Genomic DNA, 18,666 nt, shown 5'->3' with positions numbered 1-18,666 from the left:
GACACCCCGAGTGAGGAACGCCGTGATCCTGCTGCTGTCCACTTCGGACACCGACCTGCTCAGCGCCCGGGCCAGCGGCGCGGACTACCGCCTCGGCAACCCGTCCCGGCTTCCCCTCGGCGATCTGCCCGGGCTGCTGGACGGCGTGTCGATCGTCGTCGTCCGGATCCTGGGCACGCCGCGGACCTGGCAAGAAGGCTTGGACACGCTGCGCGCGTCGGGTGCGCACGTGGTCGTGCTCGGCGGCGAGCAGACGCCGGACGCGGAGCTGATGAAGCTCTCCACCACGCCCGCCGGGATCGCCGCGCAAGCGCATCTGTACCTCGCGCAGGGCGGTCCGGAGAACCTCACGCAGCTGCACCGCTTCCTGTCCGACACGCTGCTGCTCACCGGCGAAGGCTTCGAACCGCCCGCCGAACTGCCGTCGTGGGGCGTGCTTTCGCGGCCCGCTTCCTCGAACGACGGCCCGGTCATCGGGATCCTCTACTACCGGGCGCACCACCTGTCCGGGAACACCGGTTTCGTGCACGCGCTGGCCGACGCGGTCGAATCCGCGGGCGGGCGGGCGTTGCCGATCCACACCGCGTCCTTGCGCACGCGCGCGCCGGAGATGATGGCTGAGCTGGGCAAGGTCGACGCCCTGCTGGTCACCGTGCTGGCGGCGGGCGGCACCCGTCCGTCGGAAGCCGGGGCCGGCGGGGACGACGAATCCTGGGACGTCGCGGAGATGGCCGCGCTGGACGTGCCCGTGCTGCAGGCGTTGTGCCTGACCAGCGACCGCGAAACCTGGTCCGCCAGCGACGACGGCCTGTCCCCGCTCGACGCGGGCAACCAGATGGCGGTACCCGAGTTCGACGGCCGGATCATCACCGTCCCGTTCTCCTTCAAGGAATTCGACGACGACGGCCTCCCCCGCTACATCGCCGACGCCGAACGCGCCTCCCGCGTCGCGCGCATCGCTCTCGCGCACGCCCGGCTCCGCCACACCCCGCCCGCTTCCCGGCGGATCGCCCTGATGCTGTCCGCGTACCCGACGAAGCATTCGCGCGTCGGCAACGCCGTCGGCCTGGACACCCCCGCGTCGGCGATCAAACTCCTGCGCCTCATGCGCGAACGCGGCTACGACCTCGGCCCCGAGGCTTTCCCCGGCGTCGACCCGACCGGCACCGACCAGCCGGACGGCGACGCGTTGATCCACGCCCTGATCGCCGCGGGCGGCCAGGACCCCGAATGGCTCACCGAAGAACAGCTCTCCGGCAACCCGATCCGCGTCCCCGCCGCCCGCTACCGCGCCTGGTTCGCTGCCTTGCCGGTCGAGTTGCGAGAGGCGATGGAAGAACACTGGGGCCCCGCACCGGGTTCGCTGTATGTCGACACGTCGGCAAACCCCGAGGGCGACATCGTCCTGGCGTCGCTGCAGTCCGGCAACGTCATCCTGATGATCCAGCCGCCGCGCGGATTCGGCGAGAACCCGGTCGCGATCTACCACAACCCGGACCTGCCGCCGAGCCACCATTACCTCGCCGCCTACCGCTGGCTGGAAGAGGAATTCGGCGCGCACGCCGTCGTCCACCTCGGCAAACACGGTTCGCTGGAATGGCTGCCCGGCAAGACCGCGGGCCTTTCCGCCGCCTGCGCCCCCGACGCCGTACTGGGCAATCTGCCGTTGGTGTACCCGTTCCTGATCAACGACCCCGGCGAAGGCGCGCAAGCGAAACGCCGCGCGCACGCGACGATCGTGGACCACCTGGTCCCGCCGATGGCCCGTGCCGAGTCCTACGGCGACCTGGCCCGGCTCGAGCAGTTGCTGGACGAGCACGCCAACATCGCCGCGATGGACCCGGCGAAGCTCCCGGCGATCCGCGCCCAGATCTGGACCCTCATCCAGGCCGCGAAACTCGACCACGACCTCGGCGTCGAGGAACGCCCGCACGACGCCGAGTTCGACGACTTCCTGCTGCACATCGACGGCTGGCTGTGCGAGGTCAAGGACGCCCAGATCCGCGACGGCCTGCACATCCTGGGCGAGGCCCCGGTCGGCGAGGCGCGGGTCAACCTGGTGCTGGCGATGCTCCGAGCCCAGCAAATGTGGGGCGGCAAGCAAGGTGCCGTCCCCGGCCTGCGCTCCGCACTGGGGTTGAAGGAAAACTCGGACGCCCCACTGTCCGAAGTAGACGCCATCGAGGCGACCGCGCACACGCTGGTTTCTTTGATGGAGACCCACTCGTGGTCCCCCGCTTCGGTTTCTCCCGTGGTCACCGAGGTGCTGGGCGCTTTTGACGCCGAAGTCGCGCGCGTCCTGACCTTCGCCGCCACCGAGATCGTCCCCCGCCTGGCAGGCACCTCGTCCGAAGTGGACGCCGTCCTGCACGCCCTCGACGGCGGCTACATCCCGGCCGGCCCGAGCGGTTCCCCGTTGCGCGGCTTGGTCAACGTCCTGCCGACCGGCCGAAACTTCTACACCGTCGACCCGAAGGCCATCCCCAGCCGCCTGGCGTGGGAAACCGGCCAGGCCCTGGCGGACTCCCTGCTCCGCCGCTACCGCGAAGACACCGGCGACTGGCCGCGATCCGTCGGCCTCTCGGTCTGGGGCACCTCCGCGATGCGCACCTCCGGCGACGACGCCGCGGAAGTCCTGGCGCTGCTGGGCATCCAGCCGGTCTGGGACGAGGCTTCCCGCCGCGTGACCGGCATCGAGCCCATCCCGCTGTCCGAACTGGGCCGCCCCCGGATCGACGTGACAGTCCGCATCAGCGGCTTCTTCCGCGATGCCTTCCCGCACGTCATCACCCTGCTGGACGACGCGGTCCGCCTGGCCGCGTCACTGGACGAATCCGAAGCCGACAACTACGTCCGCGCCCACGTCAACGCAGACCTGGCCGCCCACGGCGACAACCGCCGCGCCACGACCCGCATCTTCGGCTCCAAACCAGGCGCCTACGGAGCCGGCCTCCTTCCGTTGATGGACTCCGGAAACTGGCGCGACGACAAGGACTTAGCGGAAGTCTATGCGGTCTGGGGCGGCTTCGCGTACGGCCGGGATCTGGACGGCCGCCCCGCCCGCGAGGACATGGAATCGTCGTACAAACGCATTGTGGTAGCCGCGAAGAACACCGACACCCGCGAACACGACATCGCCGACTCGGACGACTATTTCCAGTACCACGGCGGAATGATCGCCACCGTCCGCGCCCTGACCGGCTCCGCCCCCGCGTCCTACGTCGGCGACTCCACCACCCCCGACGCCGTCCGCACCCGTACTTTGGGCGAAGAAACAGCCCGCGTCTTCCGCGCCCGGGTCGTCAACCCGCGCTGGCTGTCCGCGATGCGCCGCCACGGCTACAAGGGCGCCTTCGAACTCGCGGCAACCGTCGATTACCTCTTCGGCTTCGACGCCACCGCGGGCGTGGTGGGCGACTGGATGTACGAGAAGCTGTCGCAGTCGTACGTTTTGGACGAGGAAAACCAGCAGTTCCTGCGGGACGCGAACCCATGGGCGTTGCGGGGAATCATCGAACGCCTGACGGAAGCCGCGGACCGGGGCTTGTGGGAAGAGCCGGATCCGGAGTTGATGGCCCAGATGCGCGAGGTTTACCTGACTCTGGAAGGCGATCTGGAGAGCGACTGAGCCTTCGCTGCGCCGGGTTGCGGGCTGATCCGCAACCCGGTGCCAACGCTTCTCCAGCCGCGACGTGGGCCCGCCAGCGCTCTCCTAATGAGCTCCATGGCATTTCCCCCGCCCCAGCCGTCGCACAGCACTTTCGCCATGCCACTGGCCAGCCGTTCGACGCCCCGACCCACGCCTCTTCCGTCGCCAGCACACGCCCTTTCGGCCGCACCCGCTAGGCCAACTGCGGCCCCAGCCGCCCACCCCCGCGAAGGTCCGCCGAACAGTCCCGCCGACCCTCGCCCTATCGCCAAGCCCGCCCCGCCACTGCTCGCGCCACCACTCGCCGAACCGCCCCCTGACCCTCGCTCTACCGCCAAGCCCGCCCCGCCCAGCCACTCCACCACCACAGCTCGCGCCACCACTCGCCGAACCGCCCCCTGACCCTCGCCCTACCGCCAAGCCCGCCCCGCCCAGCCACGCCACCACCACAGCTCACGCCACCACTCGCCGAACCGCCCCCGCCGGTCAGCCACCGCGACCCCCGACCGGCGCCCCCGGCTCGCGCCTGCCCAGTCCAACCGCACCGTCACCGTCTCCCCCTCTCCCCAGCGGACCGCTCGCCCCGGCGGTCCGCGTCCTTTTGCGCGGAACCGTTGCGCCACAAGGGCTAACCCGCCGCAGCGAATTCCGGCATACCTCCCGAACCAGCCCCCCGCCGGACAAGAGCAGCCGACCGCACCTTGACTTCATAATGGTCTAGTCCAATGCTTACCGCATTCATTTTCCGAATGCTCGCCGGAGGACAGATGCAGCGAAGCAGACTGGCCGCCACACTCGTCGCCGCCGCTACCGTGGCCGGGGCGGCCGCCGTCGTGGCCGCGACCGCCCACGCGCAGACCGGGGCGTCGACCGGCCTCGACAACAACTGGTACGCCGCCGCGCCGTACCTCATGCCGCAGAGCAACAACCCGCCGGACCCGGTGACCGTCATGAACGCGACCGGGCAGAAAGCGTTCCAGCTGGCCTTCATCCTCGCGCCGAAGGGCGGCGGGTGCAGTCCCACCTGGGACGGCACCACGCCGGTTTCCTCGGACACGACCGTCGGCGACGCGATCAACCGCATCCGCGGCAACGGCGGCGACGTGTCGGTCTCGGTCGGCGGCTACGGCGGCACGAAACTGGGCCAGACCTGCGGCACCGTCGACGCGACCGCCGCGGCCTACCAGCAGGTCGTCGCGAAATACAACCTGAAAGCCATCGACTTCGACCTCGAAGAACCCGAGTACGAAGACACCGCGGCCATCGCGAACGAACTCGGCGCCGCGAAGAAACTGCAGGCGGACAACCCCGGTCTCTTCGTCTCGGTGACCATGCCGGGAACCGCCGCGGGCACCGGCTGGTTCGGCACCCAACTGCTGGACCAGGCGAAGTCGATCGGCTTCTCTCCCAACAACTTCTCGATCATGCCGTTCGACGGCGGTTTCAGCGGCGGCGGCGCGTCGCAGGTGTCGGCGCTCGATGCGTTCCACGGCTTGCTCCAAAGCCACCTGGGCTGGGACAGCGCCACCGCGTACGCGCACGAGGGTTTCTCGGGAATGAACGGGAAGTCGGACAGTTCGGAATACTTCAACGTTTCCGATTTCCAGACCGTGTACGACTACGCGACGAGCCACCACCTCGGCCGGTTCACTTTCTGGGCGGTGAACCGCGACCGGCAATGCACGACGACGACCGACAACAGCGTGTGCTCGAACGTCCAGCAAAACGACTGGGACTTCACGAAGTTCACCACCCGGTTCGCCGGCGCGACCCCGCCGCAGACCACTCCGCCGACGAGCCCGACCAGCCCGACCAGCAATCCTCCGGGAACCTGCTCGGCACCGGAATGGCAGAAAACGCAGGTTTACACCGGCGGTGCCGTGGTTTCGCACAACAGCCACAAATGGACCGCCAAATGGTGGACCCAGGGCGAGGAACCCGGCACGACCGGCCAGTGGGGCGTCTGGACCGACAACGGCGGCTGCTGACCGGCTAGTTTTTTCCCGATCGGGCGCTGCGACGCGGATTCCGTGCCGCAGCGCCCGATCGTCCGGTGCTCAGGGACGAACGCCGGGCAAATGCGTGTTCGCCCGCCGGACTTCCGAAGCCAGCGCCGGGACCTCGATCACCCGTCGTCCGGCCGCGACAAGCCGCTCGACCCCTTCGGCCTCGACGAACAACGACGGTTCCCGCCAGGCCATCACCACTCGGGGAATCGCGGTTTCGAGGATCAGCTGCGTGCAGCTTTTGGGATGGGACGCGCGATCGCTGCACGGTTCGAGCGAGCTGTACATGGTCGCGTCGGCGAGTCGCGGGTCGTGCGGATCGAGCTTCGCCAGCGCCGCTTCTTCCGCATGATTGCGCGGATCGCCTTCGCCGGAATGTCCGGTGGCGAGCACCGTCCCGTCCGGCAGCCCGACGACTGCGCCGACCCGAAACGTCGAACTCGGCGGGCATTCGTCGGCGAGCTCGATGGCCTGCCGCAACCGCAGCAGATCGAGCGACGACGGTTCGACCGCCGCGCGGTACCGCAGCACCGCGACCTCGCCGAGCCGCCGCACTTCCGTCAGTTCCAGCGGTCGCGGGAACGCGCCCGGCCCGAGAAACCGCGGCGCTCGCGGGTCGCCGACCATGATCGGCGCGATCGCGAGCCGGAGTTCGTCGGCGAGCCCGGCGTCGAGGAACTGCGTGTGCACCGCCCCGCCGCCCTCGACGAGCAGCGTCCGGATCCCGCGCGCGCCGAGGTCGTCCAGGATGTGCTCGAGCCGCGGCGGGCTGCTGACCTCGACGACGGTCGCGACCGCACTCAAGCTGTCCGCACTGCCTCGCGGCGCGTAGACGAGCTTCTCGGTGTCGCCGACGGTGAAGAACCGCGCCGCCGGATCCAGCTTGCCGCTGCTGGTGACCGTCACCTTGACCGGTTGCTCCGGCCGCCCCGCCGCGACCCGCTCGCGGCGGAGTTCGGCGGAGCGCACGAGGAGCCGCGGGTTGTCGGCCCGCACCGTGCCCGCGCCGACGAGGATCGCGTCGGCCTCGGCGCGGAGCCGGTCGACCTCCGCGAAGTCGTCCTCGTTGGACAGGAGCAGACGGGTGGCGCCGGCGTCGTCGAGGTAGCCGTCCAGCGATTGCGCCGCGGACAGCAGGACGTGCGGCCGCCCGGTCATCGTGCCCATCCGCTCATCGTGCTCCGGCCAGGTCAGGCGGGCACTACGGCGTACTGGCGGACGTACAGGTCGGTGTAGGTCACCGGCCCGCGCGGCCCCGGCACCCGGTCGAGATTGATGCCGGTTTCGGGCACCGCGAGCAGCTTGAAGCCGTCCAGCAGCCGGGTCGGCGCGTTCCAGAACACGCCCGTGCCGGTGTAGCCGTCGAAGAATCGCTCCGCGGCCGCCGGGTCCTCAGTCGCGATCCCCGCGGCGAGCCCGGACGTGCGCTCGTTCGCGATCTCGACCGCGTCGACGAGCCCGCCGACCTTCTCCACAGTGACGGTCGCCTCCCGCTCGGAGTCCAGCGCCCACTCGTAGCCGATCGGATGCTCGTGCGGCGCGAGCGAAGGCGTGACGCCGCGCTCGGCCAGCGCCGACTCGATCTGCGGCCACACCGTGTCGTGCACGTCCTCGTGGATCAGCAGCAGGTTCAGCCGGTTGCAGACGCCGAGCCGGTCGAGGCTCGAGAACACGAGGTCACGAACCTTGCCCGCATCCGCCGCGGCGTCGACGTACAGCACACCGCCGCCGTCAGCGTGCGCCAACGTGCGCACACCATGCACCGCGGCCTCGGTCGCCAGCGCGCGCGTGCTGTCGCCACTGCCGCGCAGGATGACCAGCGGCACCAGCCCAGGCAGCCGAACCAGCGCCGACGCGGCTTCCCGCTCCACGCGCGGCACCAACTGCACGACGTCCGGGTTGATCCCGGCAGCCTCGAGCGCGGGCGCGATCACGACGTCCCGCAACCGCTGCGCCGAGCCAAGCGCCGCCGACCCGGTCCGCAGCACGCCGCCGTTGCGCGACTTGACCAACTGCGAGGCCACGTCGACCGTCACGTTCGGCCGCGCCTCGTAGTTCGCGCCGATGACGCCCACCGGACGCCGCCGTTCGACCAGCCGCAGCCCGCCGTCCAGCGTGGACACGTCGACGGCCCGCTCCTGGTGCGGCGCGCCGGCCAGCAGACGCAGCTGATCGGCCATCCCGTCGAGCCGCTCGGGGGTGATGGTGAGCCGGTCGAGCAGACCAGCGCTCATCCCGTCGGCCGTAGCCTTGGCAACATCGGCCCGGTTGGCCTCAAGCACCTCGTCCCGGTGCGCGACGAGCCGCTCCGCCATCCCGACGAGCGCCGCGTCCACCGCCTCGTCCCCGGCGGCAGCCAACGACGGCGCAGCCGCCTTCGCCGCCCGCGCACACTCCTCGACGGCCTTCGCGACCTCGTCCATCGCCTGTCTCCCTCCGGCGGCTCAGCAGACGTCCAGTCTGCCGGACACCCGCCTCTGACCTGCATCGGGACCCTCATCGCGGGCCAGACGCCGGGACGCACCGACCGACCACGAGAGGCTTCCCATGAGTCCCGGAAACCTACCAAAGGCAGCGACGTGCCCAGCGAACGAGCAACCTTCTGCCGACGTGGAGCCGGGATTGCCGCCGTGGCCGTAGGCGTGGCACTGCTCGCGCCCCTGGGCCCGGGCAGCACGAAAAGCGTCCGCGACCGTTGGGCGACGAGGTCGCGATCGCCAAGGCCGGAGCACCCGCGCACAGTTCCTAAGCACGACGGTGCTGGAAACCGACGGGGCTTCCAGACCCCAAAGTCGCTCGAAAGCAACGGTGCGCGACCTCCTGATCAGGCGACGGGAACAGGTGCCGTTCGGTGATCAAAGCACCTGAGCTAAGTGGACATCACCGCCGTAACGAACGGAGCAGCACACACGACTACAAACCACCTCAGGCCAAGGAGCACCGCATGATCAAGGGCCTCGCCATCTTCGCCGCAGCGGCCGCAGCGACCGTCACCCTCACCGCCTGCTCCGGTGGTAACGCCAGCGGTCTCGGCGCCAGTGGTTTGACTCCCACCTCAGCTTCGACGCCCAGCTACTCGCCGCAAGAGTCCTGCCCTCCGCTCAAAGCCGGACAGTCATGCATCAACGGGCAACTGGTCGAGTCCAGCCCCACCAGCGAGACTCCCCAGGCCCTGACGAGTTCGCCCGCCGAGACTCCGCAATCCCCTCCTCCGGTCGAGTCCAGCCCAACGAGCGAAGCACCGCAGTACCCGCCCCAGGTCGAGCAGGCCCGCGACTCCGCGCTGTCCTATCTCAACTACACCGCTTTCTCACGAAACGGCCTGATCGATCAGCTGTCCTCCAAGTACGGCGACAGCTACCCCAAGAACGTCGCCACCCAGGCGGTGGACAGCCTGGACGTCGACTGGAACGAACAGGCAGCCAAGGCGGCGCAGTCGTACCTGGACTACACCTCTTTCTCGTGCGCAGGCCTGATCCAGCAACTGTCCTCGAAATACGGCGAGAAGTTCACCAACGCCCAGGCCAAGTTCGGCGCGCACCAGACGAAGGCGTGCAAATGAAGTCCGACGCGTAACCAACGCCGAACAGTTCCCGCACCCCTCACAGCGGCGTCGTGGCTGATCACCCCCAGCGGTTGGAGATCGCAACCACCCAGGAGAGCTGGGTCAGGCGCGAACGCCACCAAGCACTCGGACGTGCAGTGCCACGCACGCCCTGCCAAGCGCGGCGACAGCTTGCCACGGCATTGCCGACGACAGCGTGCGCCCATAACCGGCCGTTCCACCCTACCGCTTGCCACTCAACTGCTTGCCACTCAACTGCTTGCCACTCAACTGCTTGCCGCTCAACCAATCCGTCGGCAACCCAGCCAATGCTCAACCGATCCATGGGCCGCCCTGCCAACGCTCAACCGATCCGTGAGCCGCCCAGCCAGCGCTCAACCGATCCGTGAGCCGCCCAGCCAGCGCTCGACCAATCCGCCGCGGCCGCCGTCCGCTCGCACGCGGAGCGTGCATGAACGTCGCCGCCGCACCGCCACGGGCTTCCGCCGCATCCCAGCGACCGCGCGCCGTCGCACGACGCCACCGAGCCGCCAGTCCGCGTCACCTCACCGCAACCGACAACCGCAGCGACCGCATCACAACGCCAACGGTTGCAGCAGCCACAACCCGCCCGCGATCACGCAACTCGCCGTGAGCACGCCGAACACCAGCACCCACAACACCGCGGGCACAGCGGTCAGCCGGCTCAGCTGATCGGCGTCGGAGTCCCGCGCCTGGCCACGCCGCCGCTTGAGCTGAAGCTCCACCACCGGCCGAACCCCGCCGAACAGCAGGAACCAGGTCAGCAGGTACACGAAGGGCGCCTGCACCACCTTCGGCGCGACCAAGGCCACCAGCCCGAGCACGACAGCGCTTGCCACCACCGTGAACACGCCGTAGGCATTGCGCACCATGATCAGCACGCCCAGCAGCAGCAACGCGACCAGCACGAGCACCGCGGTGATCAGGTCGGCTCCGACCAGGCTCGCGAACAGCAGTCCCAGGACCGACGGGGCGATGTATCCGGCCAAAGCGGTGAACGCCATGCCGGGCCCCTCAGGCTTGCCGCGCGACACGGTGACCCCGGAGGTGTCCGAGTGCAGCCGGATCGACCGCAGCCGCCGTCCGACTGTCACCGCGGCCAGCGCATGGCCTGCCTCGTGCACGATCGTGATGACGTTGCGGGCGAACCGCCACGGCGTCCCGCCGGCCAGCACGACCAGCAAAGCGATCGCGCCGGTGACCAACGTGATGACGCTCGGCGTGTTCGCCTGTTCCAGCGCCGCGCTGACTGTCCCAGTGCTCGCGGCCATGGCCGCACCGGAGACTTCTCCGGTGCCCGGTCGAGCACTGAGCACAGTCGAGACGGCGAGTACAGGCGTAGTCACGCGGACACCTCACCACAGGCCCTATTTGGCTGCTGTGAGTGCCCAGGCAACATCCGTCGACCGCGATTCGGTATGGGCCGCGGCCTCACTCCATGGCATCTCCCTCCTGCCGATCCGCGACTTCAAGTACCGCTCAGTCCGCGACCTCCACGGACACCTTCAGCCGATCAAACCGGAATAGATGGGCAACCCATGACCGATACGGACGCCAATCCTCAGCCAACGGCTCAAGCTCGTCCGGCGGCGTGTCGGGAGGCAACGCGTACTCCGCGCACAGAATCTGGTGGAGCTGGGTGTCCAGGCGGGGGAAGAGATCGGGATGTCCCGCGCCGTGCAGCAAGATCTGCTCGGCGGAGAACGCTCCGATGCCCGGGATCGCACACAGGCGGCTCATCGCTTCGGGGATCGGCAGCGCCAGCAACTCCTCGGTGTCCAGGCGACCGTCTACAGCTGCCCGGGCGACAGCTCGGAGGCGCGCGAGCCGGAATGGCCCCACCGACGGTTCGTCGCCCAGCTCGGCCAGAATCTGCGGCGAGGGAAAGGAAAACAGCCCGTCTTCGCCGACCTGACGGCCATGGCGCACAGTCAACTGCTCGCGAAATCGTCTCGCCTGCGGGACCCGCATTCCTTGCGTGAGCACGGCCCAGCAAGCCGCTTCGTACGGCGACGAAAACAGCACTGGGCGCGCTCCGCTGTGACGGGCGTGCAGCCGCCGGACCACCGAGTCCCGGCTCGCGGCCTCGGCGAACCCCGATTCGTCGACATCGAGCGAAAGCATCCGGCTCACCTGCGCGACCACCCGCGCGGCGATCTCCACCGGCGCCGCCACCCCGACTTCGACCGTGCCCGGGGATCTCTGCCGGATCGCGGCCCCGGCATGGGTCCAGGTCCCCTCCACCGGGAACGCCATCCGCAGCACGCCCGGTTCGGCGGCGAAGGACCCCGCCGGGCCCGCCCCGGCGAGCCACCGCGAGGCGGCGCTCAGGTCGAAGGCCCCATGCACGGCGATTTCACCGGTGGGCAGGTCGATCGGACGCAGGATCGGTGCGGTCATCAGTCAGTCCTCCTCGCTGGTCTCCGCGAGTCGGAGACCGTGCGGACGACGTTAGGAACAGCCACCGACAATGCCGGGCCTCGAACGCTTGATCGGACAGATCTTCACTCGAACGAGTGAGCAGTTGATGCCGCATACTGCCGGTATCCCACCGAGAGGACCTCCGTGCCGCACCACAGCACCCAGCAACGGCTCACCGATCTGCTCAGCGAACCGGCCACGACAGCCGACGGTTTCTTCGACACCCTCGGCGACGCGGCCCAGGCCGGCCCGCCCACCGGGCTCACCCAGCGGCTCATGCGCACCACGCTGCTGCCGCAGGTATACGAACACTACTGGCGGCCCGTGCTCGGCCGCGTCCTCAAAGGCCCCAGCGGCCCGAGCATGGCCGACGAGGTCGCGCTGGCCTCCGAACGTCTCGGGCTACAGCCGGGCCAAGTCGTGCTCGACGTCGCGTGCGGAACCGGCCGGTTCACGCGCGCGTTCGGGGACGCGGTGGGGCCGGAAGGGCTCGCGATCGGCCTGGACGGCGCACGCAGCATGCTTTCGCGCGCGGTCGAAGAAACTGACTCACCGAACGTGGCCTACCTTCGCGCCGACGCGGTCGAACCGCCGCTGCTTTCATCCACTGTGGACGCTGTCTGCTGTTTCGCTGCCCTGCACATGTTCGCCCAGCCGGAACGCGCGCTCGATTCGTTCACCCGGATTCTGCGTCCCGGCGGCCGGATCGTCCTGCTCACGAGCGCCCGCCGAGACTGCTGGCTGGCCCGGATCGCCGACACCGCAGGAGGAATCGTCAGCGGGCAACGCATGTTCGACCGCGGAGAGATCGCGGCCAGCTTGCGCGCGCGTGGCTTCGACGAGGTGCGCGAGCAGTACTTCGGCGTCGCCCAACTCGTCTCCGGTCGGCTGTCCGACGTGCGGTGATCCATTTCTGTCGGGGTTCGGAGTTAGCATTCCCCGCATGACCCACGCCGCTCCTGTCCCGCCCGACGACAGCCACCTCCGTTCCCTCGTCGAAGCCACCGCCGATGCCGTGGCCGCCGCCGAACCGCTCAGTTCCGACTACGCCGGGGCCGACGCGGAAACCCGTGCTGCGGTTGAAGAAGAAGTGCGTTCCCGCGCGAGCGAACTCGTCGCGCTCAGCCAGGATCTGCACGCGCATCCGGAAGAAGGGTTCGCCGAACACCGGTCAGTCGGCGCACTCGCCGACTTGCTGCGCGCCCATGGACACGAGGTCACCGTCGGACTCGGCGGGCTGGACACCGCATTGCGCACCGGAACTCCGGACAACAAGGGGCCGCACATCGCGGTTCTGTCCGAGTACGACGCGCTGCCGGGATTGGGGCATGGCTGCGGGCACAACGTTATTTGCACCGCCGGAGCAGGCGGATTCCTCGGTGCGGCCGCAGTGGCCGAACGACTCGGCGGGCGTGTGTCGCTGGTGGGCACCCCTGCTGAGGAAGGCGGGGGCGGCAAGGAGACGCTCGCGCGAGCCGGGGTCTTCGACGATGTCGACGCGGTGATCATGCTGCACCCGTTCAGCCACGACATCGCGTTGCACCCGTTCCTCGGCAGGCGGCAGCTCGAGATGGTGTTCCACGGCGTCGGCGCACATGCTTCGGCGCAGCCGTTCATGGGGCGCAACGCGCTCGACGCGGCGGTGGCGGCCTATCAAGGAGTGTCGGCGCTGCGACAACAGCTGCCGTCGAGCGACCGGGTGCACGGCATCTTCACCGACGGCGGCGCGCGGCCGAACGTGATCCCGGCCCGGGCGGCTCTCCTGTTCTACCTCCGGTCGGCAAATCCCGACACGCTGCGCGACTTGGCCAGCCGGATGACCGCGATCGCCCACGGCGCGGCCGAAATGACGGGCTGCGGAGTGGAATTGCGCTGGGACGCGCAGCCGGCGTATCTGCCGATCCGGTTCAACACGACACTGGCCGGACGGTGGTCGGTCAATCAACAGGGCACGGGGCGGAAACCGCTGCCGCCGGGCATCGTGCCGGAGTTCCTGACGGGGAGCACGGACCTCGGGAATTTGTCTTTCCGGATGCCCGCGCTGCACCCGATGATCGCGGTGTCCGGGCCGACGGTCGCCTTGCACACCAAGGAATTCGCTGAGGCTGCTGGGTCGCCGGCGGGTGATCAGGCGGTCATCGACGGCGCGCTGGGGCTGGCTCTGACAGCCGCCGACTATCTCGCCGACGCGGCGCTGCGCAAAGCCGTGCACGACGAGTTCGAGGCATCGGGAGGGGCGTTGGACGTGCCGAGTTTCTTTGACTGACAAGTGTGGGAGTTGGTGGATGACGATGGCCGGAAGGCTGGAAAGGAGGTGCGCCGCGTCCAGCTTGCCGGGTTGCGCGGAAGCTTTGGACGGTTTGGACTGACGCATTGCTGATCGGCGGTGGTGAGCTCCGCGGGCTCATCGCTCTGGACGGCACGGCACGGCACGGCACGGCACGGCACGGCACGGCACGGCACGGCACGGCACGGCACGGCACGGCACGGCACGGACGAGGATGCACTGCCTGAGAACGACTGAGAATTCTCAGCTGATTCTTCTCAGGAAAGCCTGAGGGTTTTCCACAGGCTGCTCATAAGCACAGGCGCGAGTCTGGGTTCATGACCGAGAACGAGAGCCGGCCCGGCCCCGCTACACCCGGTGGGCACCAGCCGCACCAGAGCAGTGAGCAGTACGGCCAGTACCGGGCCGGGTCGAGTCCGTTCGTTGCGGGACAGGGACGTCCGCAGGAGGTCGGAGGCGGTCCTGTCGGGCAAGCCGGAGGGCGTGGCGAGCAGGAGACGGCCGCCAGCGCTCGGCAGGCCGGGCCGGGCAACGCGCAACTGCCCAGCGGTGCCCAGGCAGCCGGACCCGGAGCGGTCCGGGTTCCTCAGCCGGGGACTGCCGCGCAGTCTGGGCCGAACACCGCGCCGCACCCGCCAGGCACGCCGCACAACCAACCCGGCACCGCGCAGCAGCAGTTCGGAGCTCCGCACAGCCAACCCGCCGCCCCGCAACAGCCAGGCATTCCGCAAAACCAACCTGACACCCCACAGCAGCAGTCAGGCATCCCGCACTACGGCCCAATGCCACAACCCGCGCAACCGCCCGCAGCCCTGGCTGGTCCGCGGAAGCGACCCGGCCGGATGGCGGCGCTCGTCGGAGCCACGGCGCTGGCCGCGGCCCTGCTCGGCGGCGGTGCCGGTGCGGCGATCGTCGGGCTGACGGGCGGCACCAGCGCGTCCTCAAGCACCGCGTCGACCGCCGCCACTGGGCAGACCATCAGCAACACCACGGCTTCCGGGGATGTCAGCACCGTCGCCGCGAAGGTGGTGCCCAGTGTGGTTCAGGTGAACGTCACGACCGGGCGGGGCACGGCGATCGGATCGGGCGTCATCCTCACCGCGGACGGCCGGATCCTCACCAACGCGCACGTCGTGGAGGGCGCGCAGACCGTCACGGTCACCACGTCGGACGGCAAGAAGTACCAGGCCAGGGTCGTCGGTTCGGACACCAAGAGCGACATCGCGGTGTTGCAGGCCCAGGGCGCGAGCGGGCTCACCGCGGCGACGCTCGGCGATTCGAGCAAGCTCGCCGTCGGGCAGCAGGTCATCGCGATCGGGTCGCCGGGCGGGCTGCAGAACACCGTCACCACCGGCATCGTCAGCGCGCTCAACCGGCCGCTGTCCGACGTCGGGGGCGGCGACGGCGATCAGCAGAACTCGCCCTTCGGGAGGCAGACCTCGAACGTCACGTCCGGCCCCAGCTACACCGCGATCCAGACCGACGCCTCGATCAACCAGGGCAACTCGGGCGGCGCGCTCGTCGACAGCCAGGGCCGGGTGATCGGCATCAACTCCGCGCTCTACAGCCCGAACTCCTCGGCGGGCAGCGTCGGAATCGGGTTCGCCATCCCGATCAACGACGCCAAGAAGATCGTCGACCAGATCGTCAACGGCTGACCGGGACTCCGGAGGCGGACCGTGGTCGGGGCGGCCCGCCTCCGCTCCTCACTCTCGGGACGGTGAGGAAACCTGGCCGCTCTCTCCGGGAAATTCGGGGCCTGGAGAGAGCGGCTTCTTCACGCGCCCGGCAGTTCGTAGACCAGCGTGAACGTGTGCTTCCCCTCGTCGACGGCGATATCGGCCGATCCGGAGATGCCCACCAGTTCGTCCGTGCCCGAACCGGGCAGCAAGACCAGCGACAGCCCCTCGTCGCCGGCCGTGTGCCGGAGAACGAAGCTTCCCTTCCGCCCGTCGACAGATCCGGTGAACCGCTCGAAGGCGACATACGCGCGCGATGTCTCGTTCGACGCCGTCAGCATTTCGACCCGGCTGGTCCCTTCGACCGCCCCGGTGAACGTCTTCTCGATCAGCACCTGCGCGAACGCCGTGCCGCCGGCCTCGTCCTGCGCCTGCGGCTCCCATTTGTCCAGCTCGAACGCGGCGACGGCGGTCTTGGTCATGCGGTTGCTCCTCTGCCGGAAACTCGATCCCGCACAGTCAACCGCCGATACCTGCCATCTCCCGTCAGGTATCTCAACGCCGCCGGTTGCCGAACAGCCCGCGCGAGAACTCCCGTCCGAGCGAACTCGCCGCCGAGCGCATGAACGACTTCACCGCCGGGTTGCTCAGCACCTGCGAGATCATCCCCGGCTCCTCCTTCTCCGGCTTGGGCGCGGCCGGCACCTCGGGCTCCGCGGCCGGTGCCGCTTCCGGGGCTGGCGTGGCTTTCGCCGCCAACTTCTCGTACGCCGACTCGCGGTCGATTGTCTCCCCGTACTTGGCGTTCAGTTCCGACGACGCGACCGCCGCGCGGATCGCGTCCGCCCCGATCGACCCCATCTTCGACCGCGGGGCGCGCAGCCGCGTCCAGGCGACCGGCGTCGGCGCGCCGCGTTCGGACAGCACGGTGACGATCGCCTCGCCGATCCCCAGCGACGTCAACGCCGTCTCGAGGTCGTAGTGCGGCGACTTCGGATACGTCTTTACCGTGCGCGCCAACGCTTTCTGATCGTCCGGCGTGAACGCGCGCAACGCGTGCTGCACCCGCGCGCCGAGCTGGGACAGCACGTTGTTCGGGATGTCGGTCGGCAGCTGCGTGCAGAAGAACACGCCGACACCCTTCGACCGGATGAGCTTCACCGTCTGCTCGATCCGTTCGAGGAAAGCCTTCGACGCGTCGGAGAACAGCAGGTGCGCCTCGTCGAAGAAGAACACCAGCTTCGGCTGGTCGAGGTCGCCTTCCTCGGGCAGCTCCTCGAACAGCTCGGCCAGCAGCCACATCAGGAACGTCGAGAACAGCGCCGGTTTGGACTGCAGATTGTCCAGTTCCAGCAGCGTGATGACGCCCTTGTCGTCCTGCTGGCGCATCAGGTCGTGGACGTCCAGCTCGGGCTCGCCGAAGAACTCCTCGCCGCCCTGAGCCTCCAGATTGGACAGTGCGCGCAGGATGACGCCCGCCGTCGCCGCGGACACCCCGCCGATGCCCTTGAGGTCTTCCTTGCCCTCGTCGCTGGTCAGGTGCGTGATGACCGACCGCAGGTCCTTGGTGTCCAGCAGGGCGAGCCCGCGCTGGTCAGCCCAGTGGAAAATCAGGCCGAGCGTCGATTCCTGCGTCTCGTTGAGCCCGAGCACCTTCGACAGCAGCACCGGACCGAAGCTGGTGATCGTCGCGCGGACCGGGATGCCGGTGCCACTGGTGCCGAGCGACAAGAACTGCACCGGACCCGCTGCGGGTGCCCATTCGTCCCCCAGCTCTGCGGACCGTTTCGCGGTGCGATCGCTCGCCTCGCCGGGCGCGGACAGGCCGGACAGGTCGCCCTTGACGTCGGCCAGCACGACCGGAACCCCGGCCGCCGACAGCTGTTCGGAGATCAGCTGGAGCGTCTTGGTCTTGCCGGTGCCGGTCGCGCCCGCGACCAGCCCGTGCCGGTTCAGCGTCGCCAGCGGCAGCCGGACCGCGGCCGACGCCTCCGTCTTCCCGTCGATCACCACCGCGCCCAGCTCGACGGCCGCCCCGTCGCTCACGTATCCCTGCGCGATCTCCGCCGCTGGTCCCGACGCTTGCTCGGCCACTGGCCGCACCCCGTTCCGAGTCCGAAATCACACCTCGCTGCACTGGCTGACCGAGCGTAACGCGCCGGAAGCCCAGGTGACGCCGCTGATATCCCCGTGTCGGGTTAGGGTGGTGCGGGTGAACGACCATCTTGTCTGGATCGACTGCGAGATGACGGGGCTCGACCTCGGCAAGGACGCGTTGATCGAAATAGCCGCGCTGGTGACCGACGCCGACCTGAACGTGCTGGGCGAGGGCGTCGACATCGTCATCCACGCCGACGACGCCAAGCTCGACGGCATGCCGCAGGTCGTCCACGACATGCACGCCAAGTCCGGCCTCACCGAAGAAGTCCGCGCCTCGACGACCACGCTCGCCGAGGCCGAGCAGCGCGTGCTGGAGTACATCCGCGAATGGGTGCCGGACCCGGCCAGCGCGCCGCTGGCCGGCAACTCGATCGCCACCGACCGCGGCTTCATCGCCCGCGACATGCCGGAACTCGACAACCATCTGCACTACCGGATGGTCGACGTGTCGTCGGTGAAGGAGCTCGTGCGCCGCTGGTACCCGCGGATCTACTACGCCAAGCCGGAGAAAGGCCTGGCCCACCGCGCGCTCGCGGACATCAAGGAGTCCGTCGGCGAACTCGAGTACTACCGCGCGATCGCCTTCGTCCCCCAGCCCGGCCCGACGAGCGACGAGGCCAAAGCCGCCGCCGCCGAAGTGCTGGAACGCCACCGAGGGTGACCCCCTGAAAAGCGCTCGCGGGCACCCGCTAGGATTGCTTCCAGCAAGGTGATCGCGAGATCTTTTGCCAGATGGTGGCTATAGCTCAGCTGGTAGAGCACCTGGTTGTGGTCCAGGAGGTCGCGGGTTCGAGCCCCGTTAGCCACCCGCGCACCCCGGCTTCACCGAGATCTTTTTCGGAGAAGCCGGGGTTTTGTCATTTCCGGGGTACTGTGGC

General features: G+C 69.1%; 13 protein-coding genes and 1 tRNA gene. 8 read left to right on the top strand and 6 right to left on the bottom strand.

Going from position 1 to position 18,666, the window contains the following annotated elements:
* The first annotated feature begins 22 nt into the window (after nt 1-22).
* Together cobN and EIZ44_RS20130 are read left to right on the top strand one after the other, a co-directional pair.
* Nucleotides 23-3,628 carry a cobaltochelatase subunit CobN gene (gene cobN / locus EIZ44_RS20135; RefSeq protein WP_134730581.1) on the top strand — a complete coding sequence of 1,202 codons (3,606 nt, stop codon included), beginning with the start codon at nt 23-25 and terminating at the stop codon, nt 3,626-3,628.
* A 788-nt stretch (nt 3,629-4,416) separates the two neighbouring features.
* Nucleotides 4,417-5,637 (top strand): chitinase, encoded by a 1,221-nt coding sequence (locus EIZ44_RS20130; protein WP_134730410.1) that lies wholly within the window; start codon nt 4,417-4,419, stop codon nt 5,635-5,637.
* 69 nt (nt 5,638-5,706) lie between these two features.
* Here the strand turns inward: EIZ44_RS20130 and EIZ44_RS20125 are convergent, their stop codons facing one another.
* Both EIZ44_RS20125 and EIZ44_RS20120 read right to left on the bottom strand, forming a co-directional pair.
* Nucleotides 5,707-6,813: a dihydrofolate reductase family protein gene (locus EIZ44_RS20125; RefSeq protein ID WP_167754220.1), complete on the bottom strand. Its 1,107-nt coding sequence runs from the start codon at nt 6,811-6,813 to the stop codon at nt 5,707-5,709.
* A gap of 32 nt (nt 6,814-6,845) precedes the next feature.
* Nucleotides 6,846-8,078 carry an aldehyde dehydrogenase family protein gene (locus tag EIZ44_RS20120; RefSeq protein ID WP_134730406.1) on the bottom strand — a complete coding sequence of 411 codons (1,233 nt, stop codon included), beginning with the start codon at nt 8,076-8,078 and terminating at the stop codon, nt 6,846-6,848.
* Between the two features lie 521 nt (nt 8,079-8,599).
* On the opposite strand from EIZ44_RS20120, the gene EIZ44_RS20115 reads away from it, so the two are divergent.
* Nucleotides 8,600-9,217 (top strand): Ltp family lipoprotein, encoded by a 618-nt coding sequence (locus EIZ44_RS20115; RefSeq protein ID WP_134730404.1) that lies wholly within the window; start codon nt 8,600-8,602, stop codon nt 9,215-9,217.
* Between the two features lie 578 nt (nt 9,218-9,795).
* On the opposite strand, the gene EIZ44_RS20110 is transcribed toward EIZ44_RS20115, so the two are convergent.
* Nucleotides 9,796-10,512 (bottom strand): M50 family metallopeptidase, encoded by a 717-nt coding sequence (locus EIZ44_RS20110; RefSeq protein ID WP_037817627.1) that lies wholly within the window; start codon nt 10,510-10,512, stop codon nt 9,796-9,798.
* A gap of 208 nt (nt 10,513-10,720) precedes the next feature.
* Nucleotides 10,721-11,641: a DNA-3-methyladenine glycosylase family protein gene (locus EIZ44_RS20105; RefSeq protein ID WP_134730402.1), complete on the bottom strand. Its 921-nt coding sequence runs from the start codon at nt 11,639-11,641 to the stop codon at nt 10,721-10,723.
* A 165-nt stretch (nt 11,642-11,806) separates the two neighbouring features.
* Between EIZ44_RS20105 and EIZ44_RS20100 the strand changes: the two genes are divergently transcribed.
* The 3 genes from EIZ44_RS20100 to EIZ44_RS20090 all read left to right on the top strand — a co-directional run bounded on the left by EIZ44_RS20100 (nt 11,807) and on the right by EIZ44_RS20090 (nt 15,607).
* Nucleotides 11,807-12,568 (top strand): class I SAM-dependent methyltransferase, encoded by a 762-nt coding sequence (locus EIZ44_RS20100; RefSeq protein ID WP_134730400.1) that lies wholly within the window; start codon nt 11,807-11,809, stop codon nt 12,566-12,568.
* A 37-nt stretch (nt 12,569-12,605) separates the two neighbouring features.
* Nucleotides 12,606-13,928 carry a M20 family metallopeptidase gene (locus EIZ44_RS20095; RefSeq protein WP_134730398.1) on the top strand — a complete coding sequence of 441 codons (1,323 nt, stop codon included), beginning with the start codon at nt 12,606-12,608 and terminating at the stop codon, nt 13,926-13,928.
* A gap of 743 nt (nt 13,929-14,671) precedes the next feature.
* The gene (locus tag EIZ44_RS20090) at nt 14,672-15,607 is read left to right on the top strand and encodes a S1C family serine protease (RefSeq protein ID WP_439098612.1); all 936 of its coding nucleotides are present in this window, start codon (nt 14,672-14,674) and stop codon (nt 15,605-15,607) included.
* Between the two features lie 119 nt (nt 15,608-15,726).
* Here the strand turns inward: EIZ44_RS20090 and EIZ44_RS20085 are convergent, their stop codons facing one another.
* Nucleotides 15,727-16,110 (bottom strand): DUF3224 domain-containing protein, encoded by a 384-nt coding sequence (locus tag EIZ44_RS20085; RefSeq protein ID WP_134730394.1) that lies wholly within the window; start codon nt 16,108-16,110, stop codon nt 15,727-15,729.
* Between the two features lie 73 nt (nt 16,111-16,183).
* Complete coding sequence (locus EIZ44_RS20080; protein WP_134730392.1) at nt 16,184-17,722, bottom strand: helicase HerA-like domain-containing protein; 1,539 nt, start codon at nt 17,720-17,722, stop codon at nt 16,184-16,186.
* A gap of 118 nt (nt 17,723-17,840) precedes the next feature.
* Here EIZ44_RS20080 and orn point away from each other — a divergent pair, with 118 nt between their 5' ends.
* Together orn and EIZ44_RS20070 are read left to right on the top strand one after the other, a co-directional pair.
* Complete coding sequence (orn, locus tag EIZ44_RS20075; RefSeq protein ID WP_037817745.1) at nt 17,841-18,449, top strand: oligoribonuclease; 609 nt, start codon at nt 17,841-17,843, stop codon at nt 18,447-18,449.
* A gap of 74 nt (nt 18,450-18,523) precedes the next feature.
* Nucleotides 18,524-18,596, top strand: a tRNA-His gene (locus EIZ44_RS20070).
* Nucleotides 18,597-18,666 lie beyond the last annotated feature (70 nt).

Origin of the sequence: Amycolatopsis nivea (genome assembly GCF_004522235.1) — a bacterium.
Taxonomy (GTDB): Bacteria; Actinomycetota; Actinomycetes; order Mycobacteriales; family Pseudonocardiaceae; genus Amycolatopsis; species Amycolatopsis nivea.
This window is presented reverse-complemented; position numbering and strand designations above follow the sequence as displayed.